General features: G+C 65.4%; 14 protein-coding genes. 12 read left to right on the top strand and 2 right to left on the bottom strand.

The window, feature by feature from the left end; translation table 11 throughout:
- The first annotated feature begins 50 nt into the window (after positions 1-50).
- The 9 genes from ftsZ to dnaE all read left to right on the top strand — a co-directional run bounded on the left by ftsZ (position 51) and on the right by dnaE (position 9792).
- Positions 51-1289 carry a cell division protein FtsZ gene (gene ftsZ, locus AC5RWA_RS15770; RefSeq protein ID WP_079597164.1) on the top strand — a complete coding sequence of 413 codons (1239 nt, stop codon included), beginning with the start codon at positions 51-53 and terminating at the stop codon, positions 1287-1289.
- Positions 1290-1297: 8 nt separating this feature from the next.
- The gene (locus tag AC5RWA_RS15765) at positions 1298-1987 is read left to right on the top strand and encodes a purine nucleoside phosphorylase YfiH/LACC1 family protein (protein ID WP_494058253.1); all 690 of its coding nucleotides are present in this window, start codon (positions 1298-1300) and stop codon (positions 1985-1987) included.
- Entirely contained in the window at positions 1980-2720 is a 741-nt protein-coding gene (locus tag AC5RWA_RS15760; protein ID WP_494058252.1) for a YggS family pyridoxal phosphate-dependent enzyme, read from the top strand. The genes AC5RWA_RS15765 and AC5RWA_RS15760 overlap by 8 nt, the downstream gene beginning before the upstream one ends.
- Positions 2721-2810: 90 nt before the next feature.
- Entirely contained in the window at positions 2811-3341 is a 531-nt protein-coding gene (locus AC5RWA_RS15755) for a cell division protein SepF (RefSeq protein WP_079597161.1), read from the top strand.
- Between the two features lie 122 nt (positions 3342-3463).
- Positions 3464-3751 (top strand): YggT family protein, encoded by a 288-nt coding sequence (locus AC5RWA_RS15750; protein WP_079597160.1) that lies wholly within the window; start codon positions 3464-3466, stop codon positions 3749-3751.
- Positions 3752-3925: 174 nt separating this feature from the next.
- Positions 3926-4615, top strand: coding sequence for a DivIVA domain-containing protein (locus AC5RWA_RS15745; RefSeq protein WP_494058251.1), 690 nt, complete (start codon positions 3926-3928; stop codon positions 4613-4615).
- Positions 4616-4706: 91 nt separating this feature from the next.
- Positions 4707-5279: a signal peptidase II gene (lspA, locus tag AC5RWA_RS15740; RefSeq protein WP_275724733.1), complete on the top strand. Its 573-nt coding sequence runs from the start codon at positions 4707-4709 to the stop codon at positions 5277-5279.
- Positions 5272-6198, top strand: a complete 927-nt coding sequence (locus AC5RWA_RS15735; protein WP_079597157.1) for an RluA family pseudouridine synthase — start codon at positions 5272-5274, stop codon at positions 6196-6198. The genes lspA and AC5RWA_RS15735 overlap by 8 nt, the downstream gene beginning before the upstream one ends.
- A gap of 36 nt (positions 6199-6234) precedes the next feature.
- The gene (dnaE, locus tag AC5RWA_RS15730) at positions 6235-9792 is read left to right on the top strand and encodes a DNA polymerase III subunit alpha (protein WP_079597156.1); all 3558 of its coding nucleotides are present in this window, start codon (positions 6235-6237) and stop codon (positions 9790-9792) included.
- Between the two features lie 77 nt (positions 9793-9869).
- Here dnaE and AC5RWA_RS15725 read toward each other — a convergent pair whose 3' ends face one another.
- Entirely contained in the window at positions 9870-10370 is a 501-nt protein-coding gene (locus AC5RWA_RS15725; protein ID WP_079597155.1) for a flavin reductase family protein, read from the bottom strand.
- A gap of 127 nt (positions 10371-10497) precedes the next feature.
- Here AC5RWA_RS15725 and AC5RWA_RS15720 point away from each other — a divergent pair, with 127 nt between their 5' ends.
- The 3 genes from AC5RWA_RS15720 to nrdR all read left to right on the top strand — a co-directional run bounded on the left by AC5RWA_RS15720 (position 10498) and on the right by nrdR (position 13048).
- Complete coding sequence (locus AC5RWA_RS15720; RefSeq protein ID WP_494058250.1) at positions 10498-11031, top strand: hypothetical protein; 534 nt, start codon at positions 10498-10500, stop codon at positions 11029-11031.
- Positions 11032-11035: 4 nt separating this feature from the next.
- Positions 11036-12409: a histidinol dehydrogenase gene (gene hisD, locus AC5RWA_RS15715; protein WP_494058249.1), complete on the top strand. Its 1374-nt coding sequence runs from the start codon at positions 11036-11038 to the stop codon at positions 12407-12409.
- Positions 12410-12541: 132 nt separating this feature from the next.
- Positions 12542-13048, top strand: coding sequence for a transcriptional regulator NrdR (gene nrdR / locus AC5RWA_RS15710; protein ID WP_079597152.1), 507 nt, complete (start codon positions 12542-12544; stop codon positions 13046-13048).
- Positions 13049-13159: 111 nt separating this feature from the next.
- On the opposite strand, the gene ppgK is transcribed toward nrdR, so the two are convergent.
- Entirely contained in the window at positions 13160-13963 is an 804-nt protein-coding gene (gene ppgK / locus AC5RWA_RS15705; RefSeq protein ID WP_079597151.1) for a polyphosphate--glucose phosphotransferase, read from the bottom strand.
- Positions 13964-13982 lie beyond the last annotated feature (19 nt).

Here is a 13982-nt window from a genome sequence, read left to right as displayed (position 1 = left end):
CAAGCTCACCATCAGTTTTCGCAATAAGACACGAACAAGGGACACGTAACGTGGCAGCTCCGCAGAATTACTTGGCCGTCATCAAAGTCGTCGGCATCGGCGGCGGTGGCGTGAACGCAGTCAACCGCATGATCGAGGTCGGCCTCCGGGGCGTTGAATTCATCGCCATCAACACGGATGCCCAGGCGCTTCTGATGAGCGATGCCGACGTCAAGCTCGATGTCGGGCGCGAGCTGACCCGCGGCCTGGGAGCCGGTGCCAACCCCGAGGTAGGCAAGCAGGCAGCCGAAGACCACGCGGACGAGATCGAAGAAGTGCTTCGCGGCGCTGACATGGTGTTCGTGACCGCCGGCGAAGGCGGCGGCACCGGGACCGGCGGCGCCCCCGTCGTCGCCCGTATTGCACGCTCCCTCGGTGCCCTCACCATCGGTGTGGTGACCCGCCCGTTCACCTTCGAAGGCCGCCGCCGCGCCGGCTCCGCAGAGGCCGGCATCGACGCCCTCCGTGACGAAGTCGATACCCTGATCGTGATCCCCAACGACCGCCTGCTGTCCATCAGCGACCGCAACGTCTCGGTCCTGGACGCCTTCCGCTCCGCCGACCAGGTGCTGCTCTCGGGTGTCCAGGGCATCACGGACCTCATCACCACGCCCGGCCTCATCAACCTCGACTTCGCCGACGTGAAGTCGGTCATGCAGGGCGCGGGCTCCGCCCTCATGGGCATCGGCTCCGCCCGTGGCGAGGACCGTGCCGTCAAGGCGGCCGAGCTGGCTATCGCGTCCCCTCTGCTGGAGGCCTCCATTGACGGCGCGCACGGCGTGCTGCTGTCCATCCAGGGCGGGTCCGATCTCGGCCTCTTCGAGATCAATGAGGCAGCCCGGCTCGTGCAGGAAGTGGCCCACCCCGAGGCGAACATCATCTTCGGCGCCGTCATCGACGACGCCCTCGGCGACGAAGCACGCGTCACCGTCATCGCCGCCGGGTTCGACGACGTCAAGGCCACCTCGCCCTCCATGGACCAGTCCCAGCCGCAGTCGGCCCCGCAGCGGCCCGCCGCTCCTACGGCCGCCCCCGCTCCGGCGCAGGCGCCTTCTGCAGGGAACCACCAGTCGAACGTCCAGCCGGTCCACGCCGGTGTGGGCGCGGCAGGGCTCAGCAACTGGGGCCAGCAGCGCCCCTCCGCCATTCCCGCTGACTCCGGATTCGACGTGGACCTGCCGTCCGTCGTCGAGCCGGACCTGACCGGCAACCACTCGGATGACCTGGATGTCCCCGACTTCCTGAAGTAGGCAGCGGCTTGTTCCACTGGCGCGCCGACATCCTTCCCGGGGTGTCGGCCGCATTCACTGACACCGGCGCCGGAAACCTGGCGCTTCACGTGGGGGACGATCCCGGCCAGGTGAAGCGCCGCCGTGAGGAGCTGGAGCAGCGCCTGGGCATGGCGCCCCACGGCCTGCGGTTCATGAACCAGGTCCACGGCGTCACCGTGGCGGTGATTGACCAGGACAGCGGGGCCCCTGAAGCGGACGCCATGGTGTCCCGCCGGCTTCCGCTGGCCGTCATGGTGGCGGACTGCATTCCCGTGCTGCTCGCCGGGGAGTCCGCCGACGGTCCCGTCCTTGCTGCCGTGCATGCAGGACGCCCCGGCATCGCCAACGGCGTGATTCCTGCAGCCGTGGACAGGATGATGTCCCTCGGCGCCTCCGGCATCAAGGCCGTCATGGGACCCTCCATCTGCGGAAACTGCTACGAGGTGCCCGCCGCCCTGCAGGACGAGGTGGCCCTGCGGGTGCCCGCCACCCGGAGCACCACCTCGTGGGGCACACCCGGTCTCGATCTTCCCGCCGGTGCACGGAGCCAGTTGGAGAACGCCGGTGTGGAGGTTGCGTACAGCGGGGTCTGCACCCTGGAGACGGAATCCCTCTACTCCTACCGGCGCAACCGGGACACCGGGCGCTTTGCCGGGCTGGTGTGGTGCCATGACTGACGGGCGATCGGCCGGGGGAGACCCGCGGGCCGCGGAACTCGCGGACAGGCTCGCCGCCGTCCACCGGCGGATAGCTTCCGCAGCAGAATCAGCCGGTCGCGCCGGCCGGCTGCCCACGCTGATCGTGGTCACCAAGTTCCATCCTGCCGAAGACATCCGGCGGCTTGCGGCACTCGGAGTGACGGACGTCGGCGAGAACAGGGACCAGGAAGCTGCCAATAAGGCTGCCGAGCTGGCTGACTGCGGGTTGACCTGGCATTTCGTGGGCCAGCTGCAGACCAAGAAGGCCAAGTCGGTGGTGCGCTATGCCGCAGCCGTCCATTCCGTGGACCGGCCGCAGCTGGTGGACGCATTGGCAAAGGCCGCGGCCGCTGAGCGGAAGGACGCGGGGCTGGCGCCCCTGGACTGCTTTATCCAGGTCAGCCTGGAGGACGACGCCGGCACGCACCGCGGCGGGGCCGGTCCCACCGACGTGCCGCTGTTGGCGGACCGGATAGCAACCGCCGAGGGCCTCCGGCTGGCGGGCGTGATGGCCGTTGCCCCTTTGGGTGCACCGCCGGAGCCAGCCTTCGAAAAGCTCACCGAAGTATCGGCACGCCTGGTTGCCGCCCACCCGGCCGCCACCGCCATTTCCGCGGGCATGAGCCAGGACCTTGAAGCAGCCATCATGTTCGGGGCGACACACCTGCGAATCGGTTCCGATATTCTCGGATCACGTCCCGCCGTGGGGTAGCGTCGGTCCTGTTGGAAGTGATGGGCGGGGGACTCCAGTGCTGTCAAGTCATTGGGCGGCCCGCTTACGGGACACGATTAGGAGTCGACCATGGCCGGCGCTCTGCGCAAGACAATGATCTATCTTGGGCTCGCCGACGGCGATGAGCATTACGAGTCCGAGCAACAGACCACACCCAAGGATGAGGACGAAACGATGGAAGCTGACCGCGAGGAGCGCCGTGCACCTGCACCCGTCCGCGAGGTCAGCCGCGAAGCGTCCTACACCCCCGAAGAGGAATACCGCGCCCCAGTGACCCCCATCAAGCGTGCGGCCTCAAGCCGCGAAGAGACCACCGGACTCCGCCAGATCACCACAATCCATCCGCGGTCCTACAACGACGCCAAGCTTATCGGCGAGAGCTTCCGGGACGGCATTCCGGTCATCATGAATGTCACGGACATGGGCGAGGCCGATGCGAAACGCCTGGTGGACTTTTCCGCCGGGCTGGTTTTCGGGCTGCGGGGCAGCATTGAGCGGGTGACCAACAAGGTATTCCTGCTGTCGCCGTCGTACGTTGAGGTCATCGGCGATGACAAGAAGGCCAGTGACACCCAGGCCAGCTTCTTCAACCAAAGCTGACCATCAGGCAGGATTTGGATGCCAGGCAGGGACACCTGTCTGGCATCTGTGCTGAAATAGACAAGAAACATCGGCAGGACACCGCGGTATCCACAAATGGACATGGAGATATGAGTTAAGTCATGGGAATTGTTTTCGGACTTGTCTATCTCGCGCTCCTGTTCTTTTTCGTAGCACTCATCATTCGCCTGGTGTTCGACTGGGTCCAGATGTTCGCCAGGGAGTGGCGTCCGCGGGGCGCCGCACTGGTGGCAGCGCATGCCGTGTACTCCATCACGGATCCGCCCCTGAAAGTGCTGCGCCGCCTGATTCCGCCGCTTCGGCTGGGCGGCATCTCCCTCGATCTGGGATTCCTGATTCTCTTCATCGCCGTCAGCATCGCGATGGGAATCACCCGGGGACTCGCCTGATTCATCAAATAAGACCTAGCAGCGCAGCCTGGACCCCCGGGAACAGTTACTGTGAAGCGAAGAAACTCGCGTTTGACACCGCAGTGTTGAATTAGAGTAAGCAGACCAAATTTAGGTACCGTAGTTTTGACGGCCGGAAGGCCTACTGACTAACCAGACCAGTGAGGTGACCAGATGGCTTTGACGCCAGAAGACGTTGTCAACAAGCGCTTTCAGCCGACCAAGTTCCGCGAGGGCTACGACCAGGACGAAGTTGATGACTTCCTGGACGAAATCGTCGTTGAACTCCGCCGCCTGAACCAGGAGAACGACGAGCTTCGGAAGAAGCTTGCCGAAGCAGGATCCAGCGTTCCCGCCAGCGCCGCTGCCGCCCCCGTGGTGGAGAAGGTCCCCGCGCCGGTCAAGTCCGACAAGGACGAGGCACGCGAGAAGGCAGAGGCTGAAGCCAAGGCTGCCGAAGCGAAAAAGAAGGACGTCCAGCCGTCCGCTCCGGTTGCCGCAGCCCCCGCTGCTCCCAGCCAGGCCGCCGTCCCCACTGCTTCTGCAGAGTCAGCCGCGGGCCTGCTGGCCATGGCACAGCAGATGCACGACCGCCACGTTGCCGACGGCCAGGCGCAGAAGGACAAGATCATCGCCGAGGCGCAGATCGAAGCCAGCAGCCTGGTCAACGACGCCCAGGAGAAGTCCCGCAAGATCCTCGGTGCACTCGAGCAGCAGCGGTCCGTCCTGGAGCGCAAGGTGGAGCAGCTTCGCGGTTTCGAGCGCGATTACCGCTCACGCCTGAAGGCCTACATCGAGGGCCAGCTGCGCGACCTCGAAGCCCGCGGTTCGGTTGCTACGCCTGAAGTGAGCGAAGCCAACTAGTCCGTCAAGCACGTATTCTGAAAGCCGGTGGCTGAGGATTCCTCGGCCACCGGCTTTTGGCATTGACACCGGTATAACGAATGAAAGCACCATGACTGACGAACTTGCCGCAGGCGCTGCACGCCCTGTCCCGCCTTCACCGCGCCCCCGTAGGGCCGTGCTGCTGTCCCTCTTTGCCGGTTTTGCGGTTTTTGCCTACGGGCTGGACCAGCTGACCAAATACTGGGTCACGTCCACCATGGTGGAAGGCGAACGGATCCCGGTATTTCCGCCTTTGCTGCACTGGTACTTCATCCGTAACTCGGGTGCGGCGTTCTCCATCGGCGAGAATGTCACCTGGGTGTTCTCCATCATCATGGCAGCGGTGGCCGTGGCCATCCTCTTCCAGGTCCGCAAGCTGGGCTCCATGTGGTGGTCCCTGTCGCTGGGCCTGCTGCTTGGCGGAGCGCTGGGCAACCTCACCGACAGGCTGTTCCGTCAGCCGTCGTTCGGAATGGGCCACGTTGTGGACTTCATCCAGCTCCCCAACTTTGCCATTTTCAACATCGCCGATTCAGCCGTCGTATCCGCTGTGGCCATCATCTGCATCCTCACGCTGCGCGGCATCGCCCTGGATGGCACCAGGCAGACAGCAGAAGCCAGGGAAAAGTCCGGCGATGCCTGAAAAGTATGTCGTCGCCGACGAGTACGCCGGCGCCCGCGCAGATGCCGGGCTGGCCGGCATACTGGGAATTTCGCGTTCCCTTGCGGCCACCCTCATAGCCGAGGGCAACGTCGTGAGCAGGGGCAAAGCCCTGGGCAAATCAGCCAAACTGGTGGCCGGTGACGTCCTGCAGGTCAGCATGCCGGAGCGGCGGGACCCGCTGGAAGTCGTGGAGGAAGTTGTGGAAGGCCTGAAGATCCTGCTGGACGACGATGATTTCGTCGTCGTCGACAAACCCGTGGGCGTTGCCGCGCACCCCTCCCCGGGCTGGGTGGGACCCACGGTGGTGGGCGGCCTGGCCGGCGCCGGGTACCGCATCTCCACGTCCGGCTCGCCCGAGCGGGCCGGTATCGTCCACCGGCTCGACGTCGGCACGTCGGGTGTGATGGTGGTGGCGAAATCCGAGCGGGCCTACACCGCCCTGAAGCGGGCGTTCAAGGAACGGACCGTGGACAAGGTCTACCATGCAGTGGTCCAGGGGCTGCCCGATCCGCTGACCGGAACCATCGACGCACCCATCGGCCGCCACCCCGGCCACGACTGGCGCTTCGCCGTCATCGAGGACGGCCGGCCGTCGGTCACCCATTACGAAGTCCTCGAGGCATTCGGCAAGGCCAGCCTGGTGGAAGTGCACCTCGAGACCGGGCGGACCCACCAGATCAGGGTCCATTTCTCCGCCCTCCGCCACCCCTGCGCCGGCGACCTGACCTACGGCGCGGATCCCCGCCTGGCCGCCACCCTGGGACTGACCCGGCAGTGGTTGCACGCCCGCGAACTCGGGTTTGACCACCCTGTCACGGGGGAGCGCGTGCGGGTCACCAGCCACTACCCGCAGGACCTGGCGTTCGCGCTGGAAGTGCTGGGATCGGGCCGGGCCTGACGCAGTCCGCCGGTGGCCAGCGCATAGAATAGTGCGGTGACTTCCAGCAATGATTCGTTTGTCCACCTGCACACCCACACCGAATACTCCATGCTGGATGGAGCAGCCCGCCTGGGGGAGCTGTTCGATGAGACCGAGCGCCTGGGCATGCCCGCACTCGCCACCACGGACCATGGCTACCTGTTCGGCGCCTTCGACTTCTGGCGCAAAGCCACGGACAAGGGCATCAAGCCGATCATCGGCGTCGAAGCCTATGTGACACCCGGCACTGCCCGCACGGACAAGGAACGCGTGCGCTGGGGCGATGAATCCCAGCGCAAGGACGACGTCTCCGGCGGTGGCTCGTACACCCACATGACCCTCCTGAGCTACAACAACGTGGGAATGCGGAACCTGTTCCGTGCCTCCTCCATCGCGTCGCTGGACTCGGTCTTCGGCAAGTGGCCGCGGCTGGACCGGGAGCTGCTCAACACCTATTCCGAGGGCCTCATCGCCACCACCGGATGCCCGTCCGGCGAGGTCCAGACCCGCCTGCGCCTGGGCCAGTACCGGGAAGCCCTCGAAGCGGCGGCCGAGTTCCGCGACATTTTCGGTGCCGAGAACTACTTCTGTGAGCTGATGGACCACGGCCTGGACATTGAGCGCCGGGTCACCGGCGACCTTCTCCGGCTGGCCAAGGACCTGAACCTTCCGCTGGTGGCCACCAACGACCTGCACTACACCCACGAACACGACGCCAAGGCCCATGAGGCCCTGCTGGCCATCCAGTCCGGTTCCACGCTGCTGGAACCCACCTATGACAACGGCGGCTCGCGCTTTGCGTTCTCCGGCAGCGGCTACTACCTGAAGTCCCCGCGGGAAATGCGGGAACTGTTCCGCGATCACCCGGACGCCTGTGACAACACACTGCTCATCGCCGAGCGCTGCGAGGTGTCCTTCAACACGGACGCCAACTACATGCCCCGCTTCCCCTGCCCGCCGGGTGAGGACGAAACGTCCTGGCTGGTCAAAGAGGTGGACAAGGGGCTCCAGTACCGTTACCCCGCGGGGATCCCGGACGAGGTCCGCAAGCAGGCCGACTATGAGCTGGGCGTCATCACCTCGATGGGTTTCCCGGGCTACTTCCTGGTGGTGGCCGACTTCATCAACTGGGCCAAGAACAACGGCATCCGGGTGGGCCCGGGCCGTGGTTCCGGTGCAGGTTCCATGGTGGCGTACGCCATGCGCATCACCGACCTCGATCCGCTGCGGCACGGCCTGATCTTCGAACGCTTCCTCAACCCCGACCGCGTCTCCATGCCCGACTTCGACGTCGACTTCGATGACCGTCGCCGCTCCGAGGTCATCGACTACGTCACCAAAAAGTACGGTGACGAGCGCGTGGCGATGATCGTCACCTACGGCACCATCAAGACGAAGCAGGCGCTCAAGGACTCCTCCCGCGTGCTCGGGTACCCTTTCAGCATGGGCGAGCAGCTCACCAAGGCGTTGCCCCCAGCGGTCATGGCCAAGGACATTCCGCTGGCGGACATCCAGAACCCGGACGCCAAGCGCTACAGCGAGGCCGGCGACTTCCGGCAGCTGATCAGCACGGATCCGGAAGCTGCCAAGGTATTCGAGACCGCCCTCGGCATCGAGGGGCTGAAGCGCCAGTGGGGCGTGCATGCCGCCGGTGTGATCATGTCCTCGGACCCCATCATCGACGTCATCCCCATCATGCGCCGTTTCCAGGACGGCCAGGTCATCACCCAGTTCGACTACCCGACGTCCGAGGGCCTTGGCCTGATCAAGATGGACTTCCTGGGCCTCCGGAACCTGACGATCATTTCGGATGCCCTCGAGAACATCAAGATGAACCGCGGGATCGACCTCGACCTCGAAAACCTTGAGCTCGATGATGCGGCATCCTATGAGCTGCTGGCACGCGGCGACACACTCGGTGTTTTCCAGCTCGACGGCGGCCCCATGCGGTCGCTGCTCAAGCTGATGAAGCCTGACAACTTTGAAGACATCTCCGCCGTCCTGGCGCTGTACCGGCCGGGGCCCATGGGCGCCAACGCCCATACCGACTACGCCCTCCGCAAGAACGGTATCCAGGAAGTCATCCCCATCCACCCGGAACTGAAGGAACCACTCGCCGAAATCCTCGGCGGAACGTACGGCCTGATCGTGTACCAGGAACAGGTGATGGCCGTGGCCCAGAAGCTGGCCGGCTACTCGCTGGGCCAGGCAGACATCCTCCGCCGGGCCATGGGCAAGAAGAAGAAATCGGAGCTGGACAAGCAGTTCGCGGGCTTCTCCCAGGGCATGCAGGACAACGGCTACTCGATGGAAGCCGTCAAGACCCTCTGGGACATCCTGCTCCCGTTCTCCGACTACGCCTTCAACAAGGCCCACTCCGCCGCGTACGGCGTCATTTCCTACTGGACCGCGTACCTCAAGGCGCACTACGCGCCGGAGTACATGGCCGCGCTTCTGACGTCGGTGGGCGACGACAAGGACAAGTCGGCCATCTACCTGAACGAATGCCGGCGCATGGGCATCACCGTGCTCCCGCCGGACGTCAATGAGTCAGCGTTGAACTTCACCCCTGTCGGCAACGACATCCGCTTCGGCATGGGAGCCATCCGCAACGTGGGCGTCAACGCTGTTGAAGCGATGGTGGCAGCGCGCGAAAGCGAGGGCGCCTTCACGTCCTTCAAGGACTACCTGATGAAGGTCCCTGCCGTGGTCTGCAACAAGCGGACCATCGAATCGCTCATCAAATCGGGTGCCTTCGACTCGCTGGGACACCACCGGCGTGCCCTCGCGATGGTCCACGAAGAAGCCATCGACTCCGTCATCACGCTGAAGCGGAATGAGGCGATTGGCCAGTTCGACCTTTTCGCCGGCTTCGAGGAAGCCGAATCCGAGTCGTCGCTGAGCATCGAGATCCCCGACCTTCCGGAGTGGGAGAAGAAGGACAAGCTCTCCTTCGAACGGGACATGCTTGGCCTGTATGTTTCCGACCACCCGCTGCAGGGCCTCGAAGGGGTGCTGAGCCAGCACGCCGAAATGAGCATCACGTCCGTGCTGGGCGAGGACGGGCCGCAGGACGGCGCCATCATCACCATCGCCGGAATGATCACGTCCCTGAGCCGGCGCATCGCCAAGGCCAGCGGCAACGCCTACGCCCGGGCCGAGGTGGAGGACCTCGGAGCGTCGATGGAAGTCATGTTCTTTGGCCAGGTTTACGGACCCATTGCCTCGGTCCTCGCCGAGGACCTGATTGTGGTGGTCAAGGGGCGCCTGCAGAAGCGCGACGACGGCGCGATCACGCTCAACTGCATGGAACTGTCCGTTCCGGACCTCAGCGAAGGCCTGGGCGGCCCGCTGGTGATCACCATGCCCACGCACAAGGCCACCGAGGCTGTGGTGACCGAACTTGGTGACGTGCTCCGGACCCACCGCGGGAACTCGGAAGTCCGCCTGCACCTGCAGGGTGATACGCGCACGGAGATCATGGGGCTGCCGGTCCACCTTCGCGTGAATCCCAGCCCGTCCTTGTTCGGCGACCTGAAGGTACTGCTTGGCCCGGCCTGCCTGGACGCCTGAACGGGCGCAGGGGAGGGGTACTTAACGGCCGACGACGGCGGGAGCCAGTCCCGCCGTCGTCGGCTGTTTGCCGGGGGTCAGATTTCGTAGTCGAGGGGGACAGGCTGGCTGTAGCCTCCGCCGTGGTACAGCAGGGGAGAAGCGTCCCCGCCCACCTGCCCGTCAACCACCTGCACCACCACCACGGCGTTGTTCTCAAAGGACAGCCGCATCTGCACCTCGCCGATGAGCCACCCTGCCACATCCTTCAGGACGGGCACGCCGTGCGGGCCCACCTCCCAGTGGTCCCCCTCGAAGCGGTTGCTGGTGCCGGCGAAACGCTCGGCCAGTTCCTGGTTTTCGAGCCCGAGCATGTGGACGCCCAGGTAGGTGGTGTTGGCCACCGCGGGCCAGGACCTGGAGCTGCGGGCCATGTTGAAGGTGAAGCGTGGAGGTTTGGCGGAGAGTGAGGCCACGGAGGTTGCCGTGAACCCAAAGGGCTTGTCCTCATAGTTCACCGTGATGATGGCAACCCCGGCGGCATGCCGGCGGAACATCTCCCTGAACGTCCGCTCGAAGGGCGCGCTATTGTCGGTCACCGGAACTCCTGACAGCTGGATGGCTTGGTGCTTCCTTCAAGCGTATGGTCCCCGGGCCGCGCCGGGTAACTCCTGACACACCGCGTCACCGGATGGCCGGGCAGGAACATTTGTTAAGGTTTGTTGCATGATGAAACTCTTCCGCCGTACCCCGTCGCGGCTGCCGTGGGCAATGCTGGCGGTTCCGGCGGTGGCAGGGGTGCCTGCGGGTATCCTCTGGTGGCTCCTTGCCCCGGGCGGCCTGAACCTGGTCACCAGGGATCCGGACCTGGGCAGCGGGGGCAACCCCGTAGTCTGGCTGCCGCGTGACCTGACCCTTGCCGGGCTCATGCTCTTCGCCGGCTGCCTGCTGGCGCTGTTCCTCACCGACAAAAAACGCGCGGATCCGCAGGCTGCACTGCTCATGGGCCTCGCCGGCGCGCTGGTGGGCAACCTCCTGGCCTGGCAGGCGGGCATGCTGTCCGCCCGGCTGTGGGGACCGGCGGTGGACGCGACCGCCAACGCCAGCATCGAATTCTCGCTGCGCGCCCTGCCGGTACTGCTGCTGTGGCCGGCTGCCACGGCGGTGGCGGTCTTCGTGCTGGAACTGCTGAACCTGCTGCGGAAGAAGCCGGACGGCGGTGCCGGTTCGGAAGAGGCACGGTTCAGCCACGTAAAATAGTCCGGTGACCATTACTCCGGAGTTTCCTGCCACGTCCGCCACCGCCGCCGTGAACTTTCGCACCGTCGACGTGCGGGGGCAAAGCCTCACGCTCGCGGGCCTGCGTGCCGCCGTGCCGCGGGCACAGGGCCAGACGGTAGCCAACGCCGAAGAAAAGGTCCTCGACATCATCTCGGACGTCCGCCAGCGGGGCTTTGAGGCCCTCGCCGAACTGGCACTGCGGTTCGACGGCGTCACCCAGGACCACCCGCTCGTTCCACAGGAAGCCCTCGCCGCTGCACTGGACCAGCTGGACCCGGCGGTCCGGCGGGCGCTGGAGGAGTCAATCAGCCGCGCGCGGAAGTTTGCCGACGGGCAGCGCCCCCGGAACCTCGACGTGGAACTTGGCGACGGCGCGGTGGTCAGCCAGAACTGGGTCCCGGTGGCGCGCGTGGGCCTCTACGTGCCGGGCGGCCTGGCCGTGTACCCGTCCTCGGTGATCATGAATGTGGTTCCGGCACTGGCAGCCGGGGTGGAGTCCATCGCCCTGGCTTCGCCTCCGCAAAAGGAATTCGGCGGTCTGCCGCACCCCACCATCCTGGCCGCCGCAGCACTCCTGGGAATCACGGAGGTGTACGCGATCGGCGGCGCCCAGGCCATCGCCGCCTTTGCCTACGGCGTGGCCGGAACCCAGGCCGGGCCCGCGCTGGAGCCCGTGGACGTCGTCACAGGCCCCGGCAACATCTTCGTGGCCACCGCCAAACGCCTGGTGAAAGGCGTGGTGGGCATCGACTCCGAGGCCGGCACCACCGAAATCGCCATCCTTGCCGATTCCTCCGCCCAGCCTGCGCTGGTGGCGGCGGACCTGATCAGCCAGGCCGAGCACGATCCCCAGGCGGCGTCGGTGCTTATCACCGATTCCGAGGACCTTGCAGCCGCTGTCCGCGCGGAGCTGGACCGGCAGGCGGCGTCCACCAAGCACTCCGCCCGGGTCAAGGAAGCACTGTCCGGGCCGCAGTCCGGCGTGGTGCTTGTGGAGGACCTGGACCAGGGCATCGCCGCCTGTGACGCCTACGCGGCGGAACACCTGGAAATCATGACCCGGGACGCTGCTGCCGTCGCGGCGCGGATCCGGAACGCTGGTGCCATCTTCGTCGGGGACTACAGCCCCGTCAGCCTGGGTGACTACTGCGCCGGGTCAAACCACGTGCTCCCCACCAGCGGTACGGCGGCCTTCTCCTCCGGTCTCAACGTCAACACTTTCCTGCGGGCCATCCAGGTGGTCAACTACAGCAGGGCCGCCCTGGAGGAAGTCAGCAGCCACATCGTGAACCTGTCCCGTGCGGAGGATCTGCCCGCGCACGGCGATGCCGTGACCGCCCGTTTCCCCGGCTCCTAAGCACTACATGTAGTAATTACAGGCTTGTTATTACGCTAGATGTGCCCGTAAACTGGAAGACGCTACGGCGCGGCACCACTGCGCCGCCAATTGGGAAGTCCCGGCACCGGGACCGTGCGAGAGAGGGACGCCATGTACTGTCCGTTCTGCCGCAATCCTGATTCACGCGTCGTTGACAGCCGCATGGCGGACGACGGTTCAGCCATCCGCCGGCGCCGGCAGTGCCCCGAGTGCGGCCGCCGGTTCACCACCGTTGAAACCACCAGCCTGTCCGTCATCAAGCGTTCGGGCGTTGGCGAGCCCTTCAGCCGCAGCAAAGTGATCAACGGTGTGCGGAAGGCCTGCCAGGGCCGCCCCGTCAGCGAGGATGACCTTGCCCTGCTGGCGCAGGAAGTCGAAGAGCAGATCCGCGCCTCAGGCGCAGCGGAAATCGACGCCCACGAGGTAGGGCTCGTTATCCTCGGGCCGCTGCAGAAACTGGACAAGGTGGCATACCTGCGCTTCGCGAGCGTTTACCAGGCCTTTGAGTCCCTTGAAGACTTTGAAACGGCCATCTCCCTGTTGCGTCACGAGGCGGAGGAAGACGCCAAGGGGACAGCGGCCAAGAGCGCCAAGGGTTCAGAGAAAAGCCCCCTTTAATCTCCGGTGGCGGCGGTGGAGGGGAAGCCGCAGCCGCCACCGGCACCAAAGACAGGACGCCCCCTTTCGGTACCGGAAGGGGGCGTCCTGTCTTAACTGACGGCTCCTGGATTACTTTGCGAGCTTGTGCTTCAGGGCAATCTCGATGGCGGCGCCCACGATGCCTGCCTCGTTGCGCAGGACGGCCGGCACGATCGGGGTGCGCAGCTTCAGGTTGGGCAGGTATTCGTCGGCCCGCTTGGAGATTCCGCCGCCCACGATGAACAGCTCGGGGGAAAACAGGAACTCCACGTGGGAGAAGTAGCGCTGCAGCAGCACGCTGTATTCGTCCCAGGTCAGGCCGTCGCGCTCACGGGCCACGGCGGAGGCTTTGGTTTCCGCATCGAAGCCGTCAATCTCCAGGTGCCCCAGTTCGGCGTTGGGCACGAGTTTGCCGTCAAAGATAAAGGCAGAGCCGATGCCGGTTCCCAGGGTGATCACCAGGACTGTGCCGGCAACGCCGGCGCCGGCGCCGTAGCGCGCCTCCGCCAGGCCCGCGGCGTCGGCGTCGTTGATGACCTCAACCGGCCGCCCGAGGCGCTCCGTGAGAAGGGCGTCAATGTTGGTGTCCAGCCAGGCCTTGTCCACGTTGGCTGCGGAGTGCACCACGCCGTGCTGGATGATGCCGGGGAAGGTGACGCCCACGGGTGAACCCGCTTCGGGCGCTTCCGGACGGGCCGAGAGTTCGGCCACCACCAGTGCCACGGCCTCCGCCACGGACTCGGGCGTGGCAGGCTGCGGGGTGGGCACCCGGAAGCGTTCGCCCAGGAGCTTGCCCTTTTTGAGGTCGACGATGCCGCCCTTGATTCCCGTGCCTCCGATGTCGATGCCGATCAGCGGGGCGTTCTTGTGCGACTTCTCGTCCTTCTTGGCCAATGGGTTTCCGTTCGTGGCA

The organism is Arthrobacter sp. 210 2, from assembly GCF_059093025.1.
Note: the sequence above shows the minus strand (reverse complement) of the source record. Positions and strands in the feature narration are given on the sequence as shown.

Bases quoted from the DNA above. Each gene is read 5' to 3' on its own strand.
- AC5RWA_RS15745 (WP_494058251.1), top strand. From the start codon at position 3,926: ATGGCTTTGACGCCAGAAGACGTTGTCAACAAGCGCTTTCAGCCGACC.
- nrdR (WP_079597152.1), top strand. From the start codon at position 12,542: ATGTACTGTCCGTTCTGCCGCAATCCTGATTCACGCGTCGTTGACAGC.
- AC5RWA_RS15720 (WP_494058250.1), top strand. From the start codon at position 10,498: ATGATGAAACTCTTCCGCCGTACCCCGTCGCGGCTGCCGTGGGCAATG.
- lspA (WP_275724733.1), top strand. From the start codon at position 4,707: ATGACTGACGAACTTGCCGCAGGCGCTGCACGCCCTGTCCCGCCTTCA.
- AC5RWA_RS15735 (WP_079597157.1), top strand. From the start codon at position 5,272: ATGCCTGAAAAGTATGTCGTCGCCGACGAGTACGCCGGCGCCCGCGCA.
- AC5RWA_RS15750 (WP_079597160.1), top strand. From the start codon at position 3,464: ATGGGAATTGTTTTCGGACTTGTCTATCTCGCGCTCCTGTTCTTTTTC.
- AC5RWA_RS15760 (WP_494058252.1), top strand. From the start codon at position 1,980: ATGACTGACGGGCGATCGGCCGGGGGAGACCCGCGGGCCGCGGAACTC.
- AC5RWA_RS15755 (WP_079597161.1), top strand. From the start codon at position 2,811: ATGGCCGGCGCTCTGCGCAAGACAATGATCTATCTTGGGCTCGCCGAC.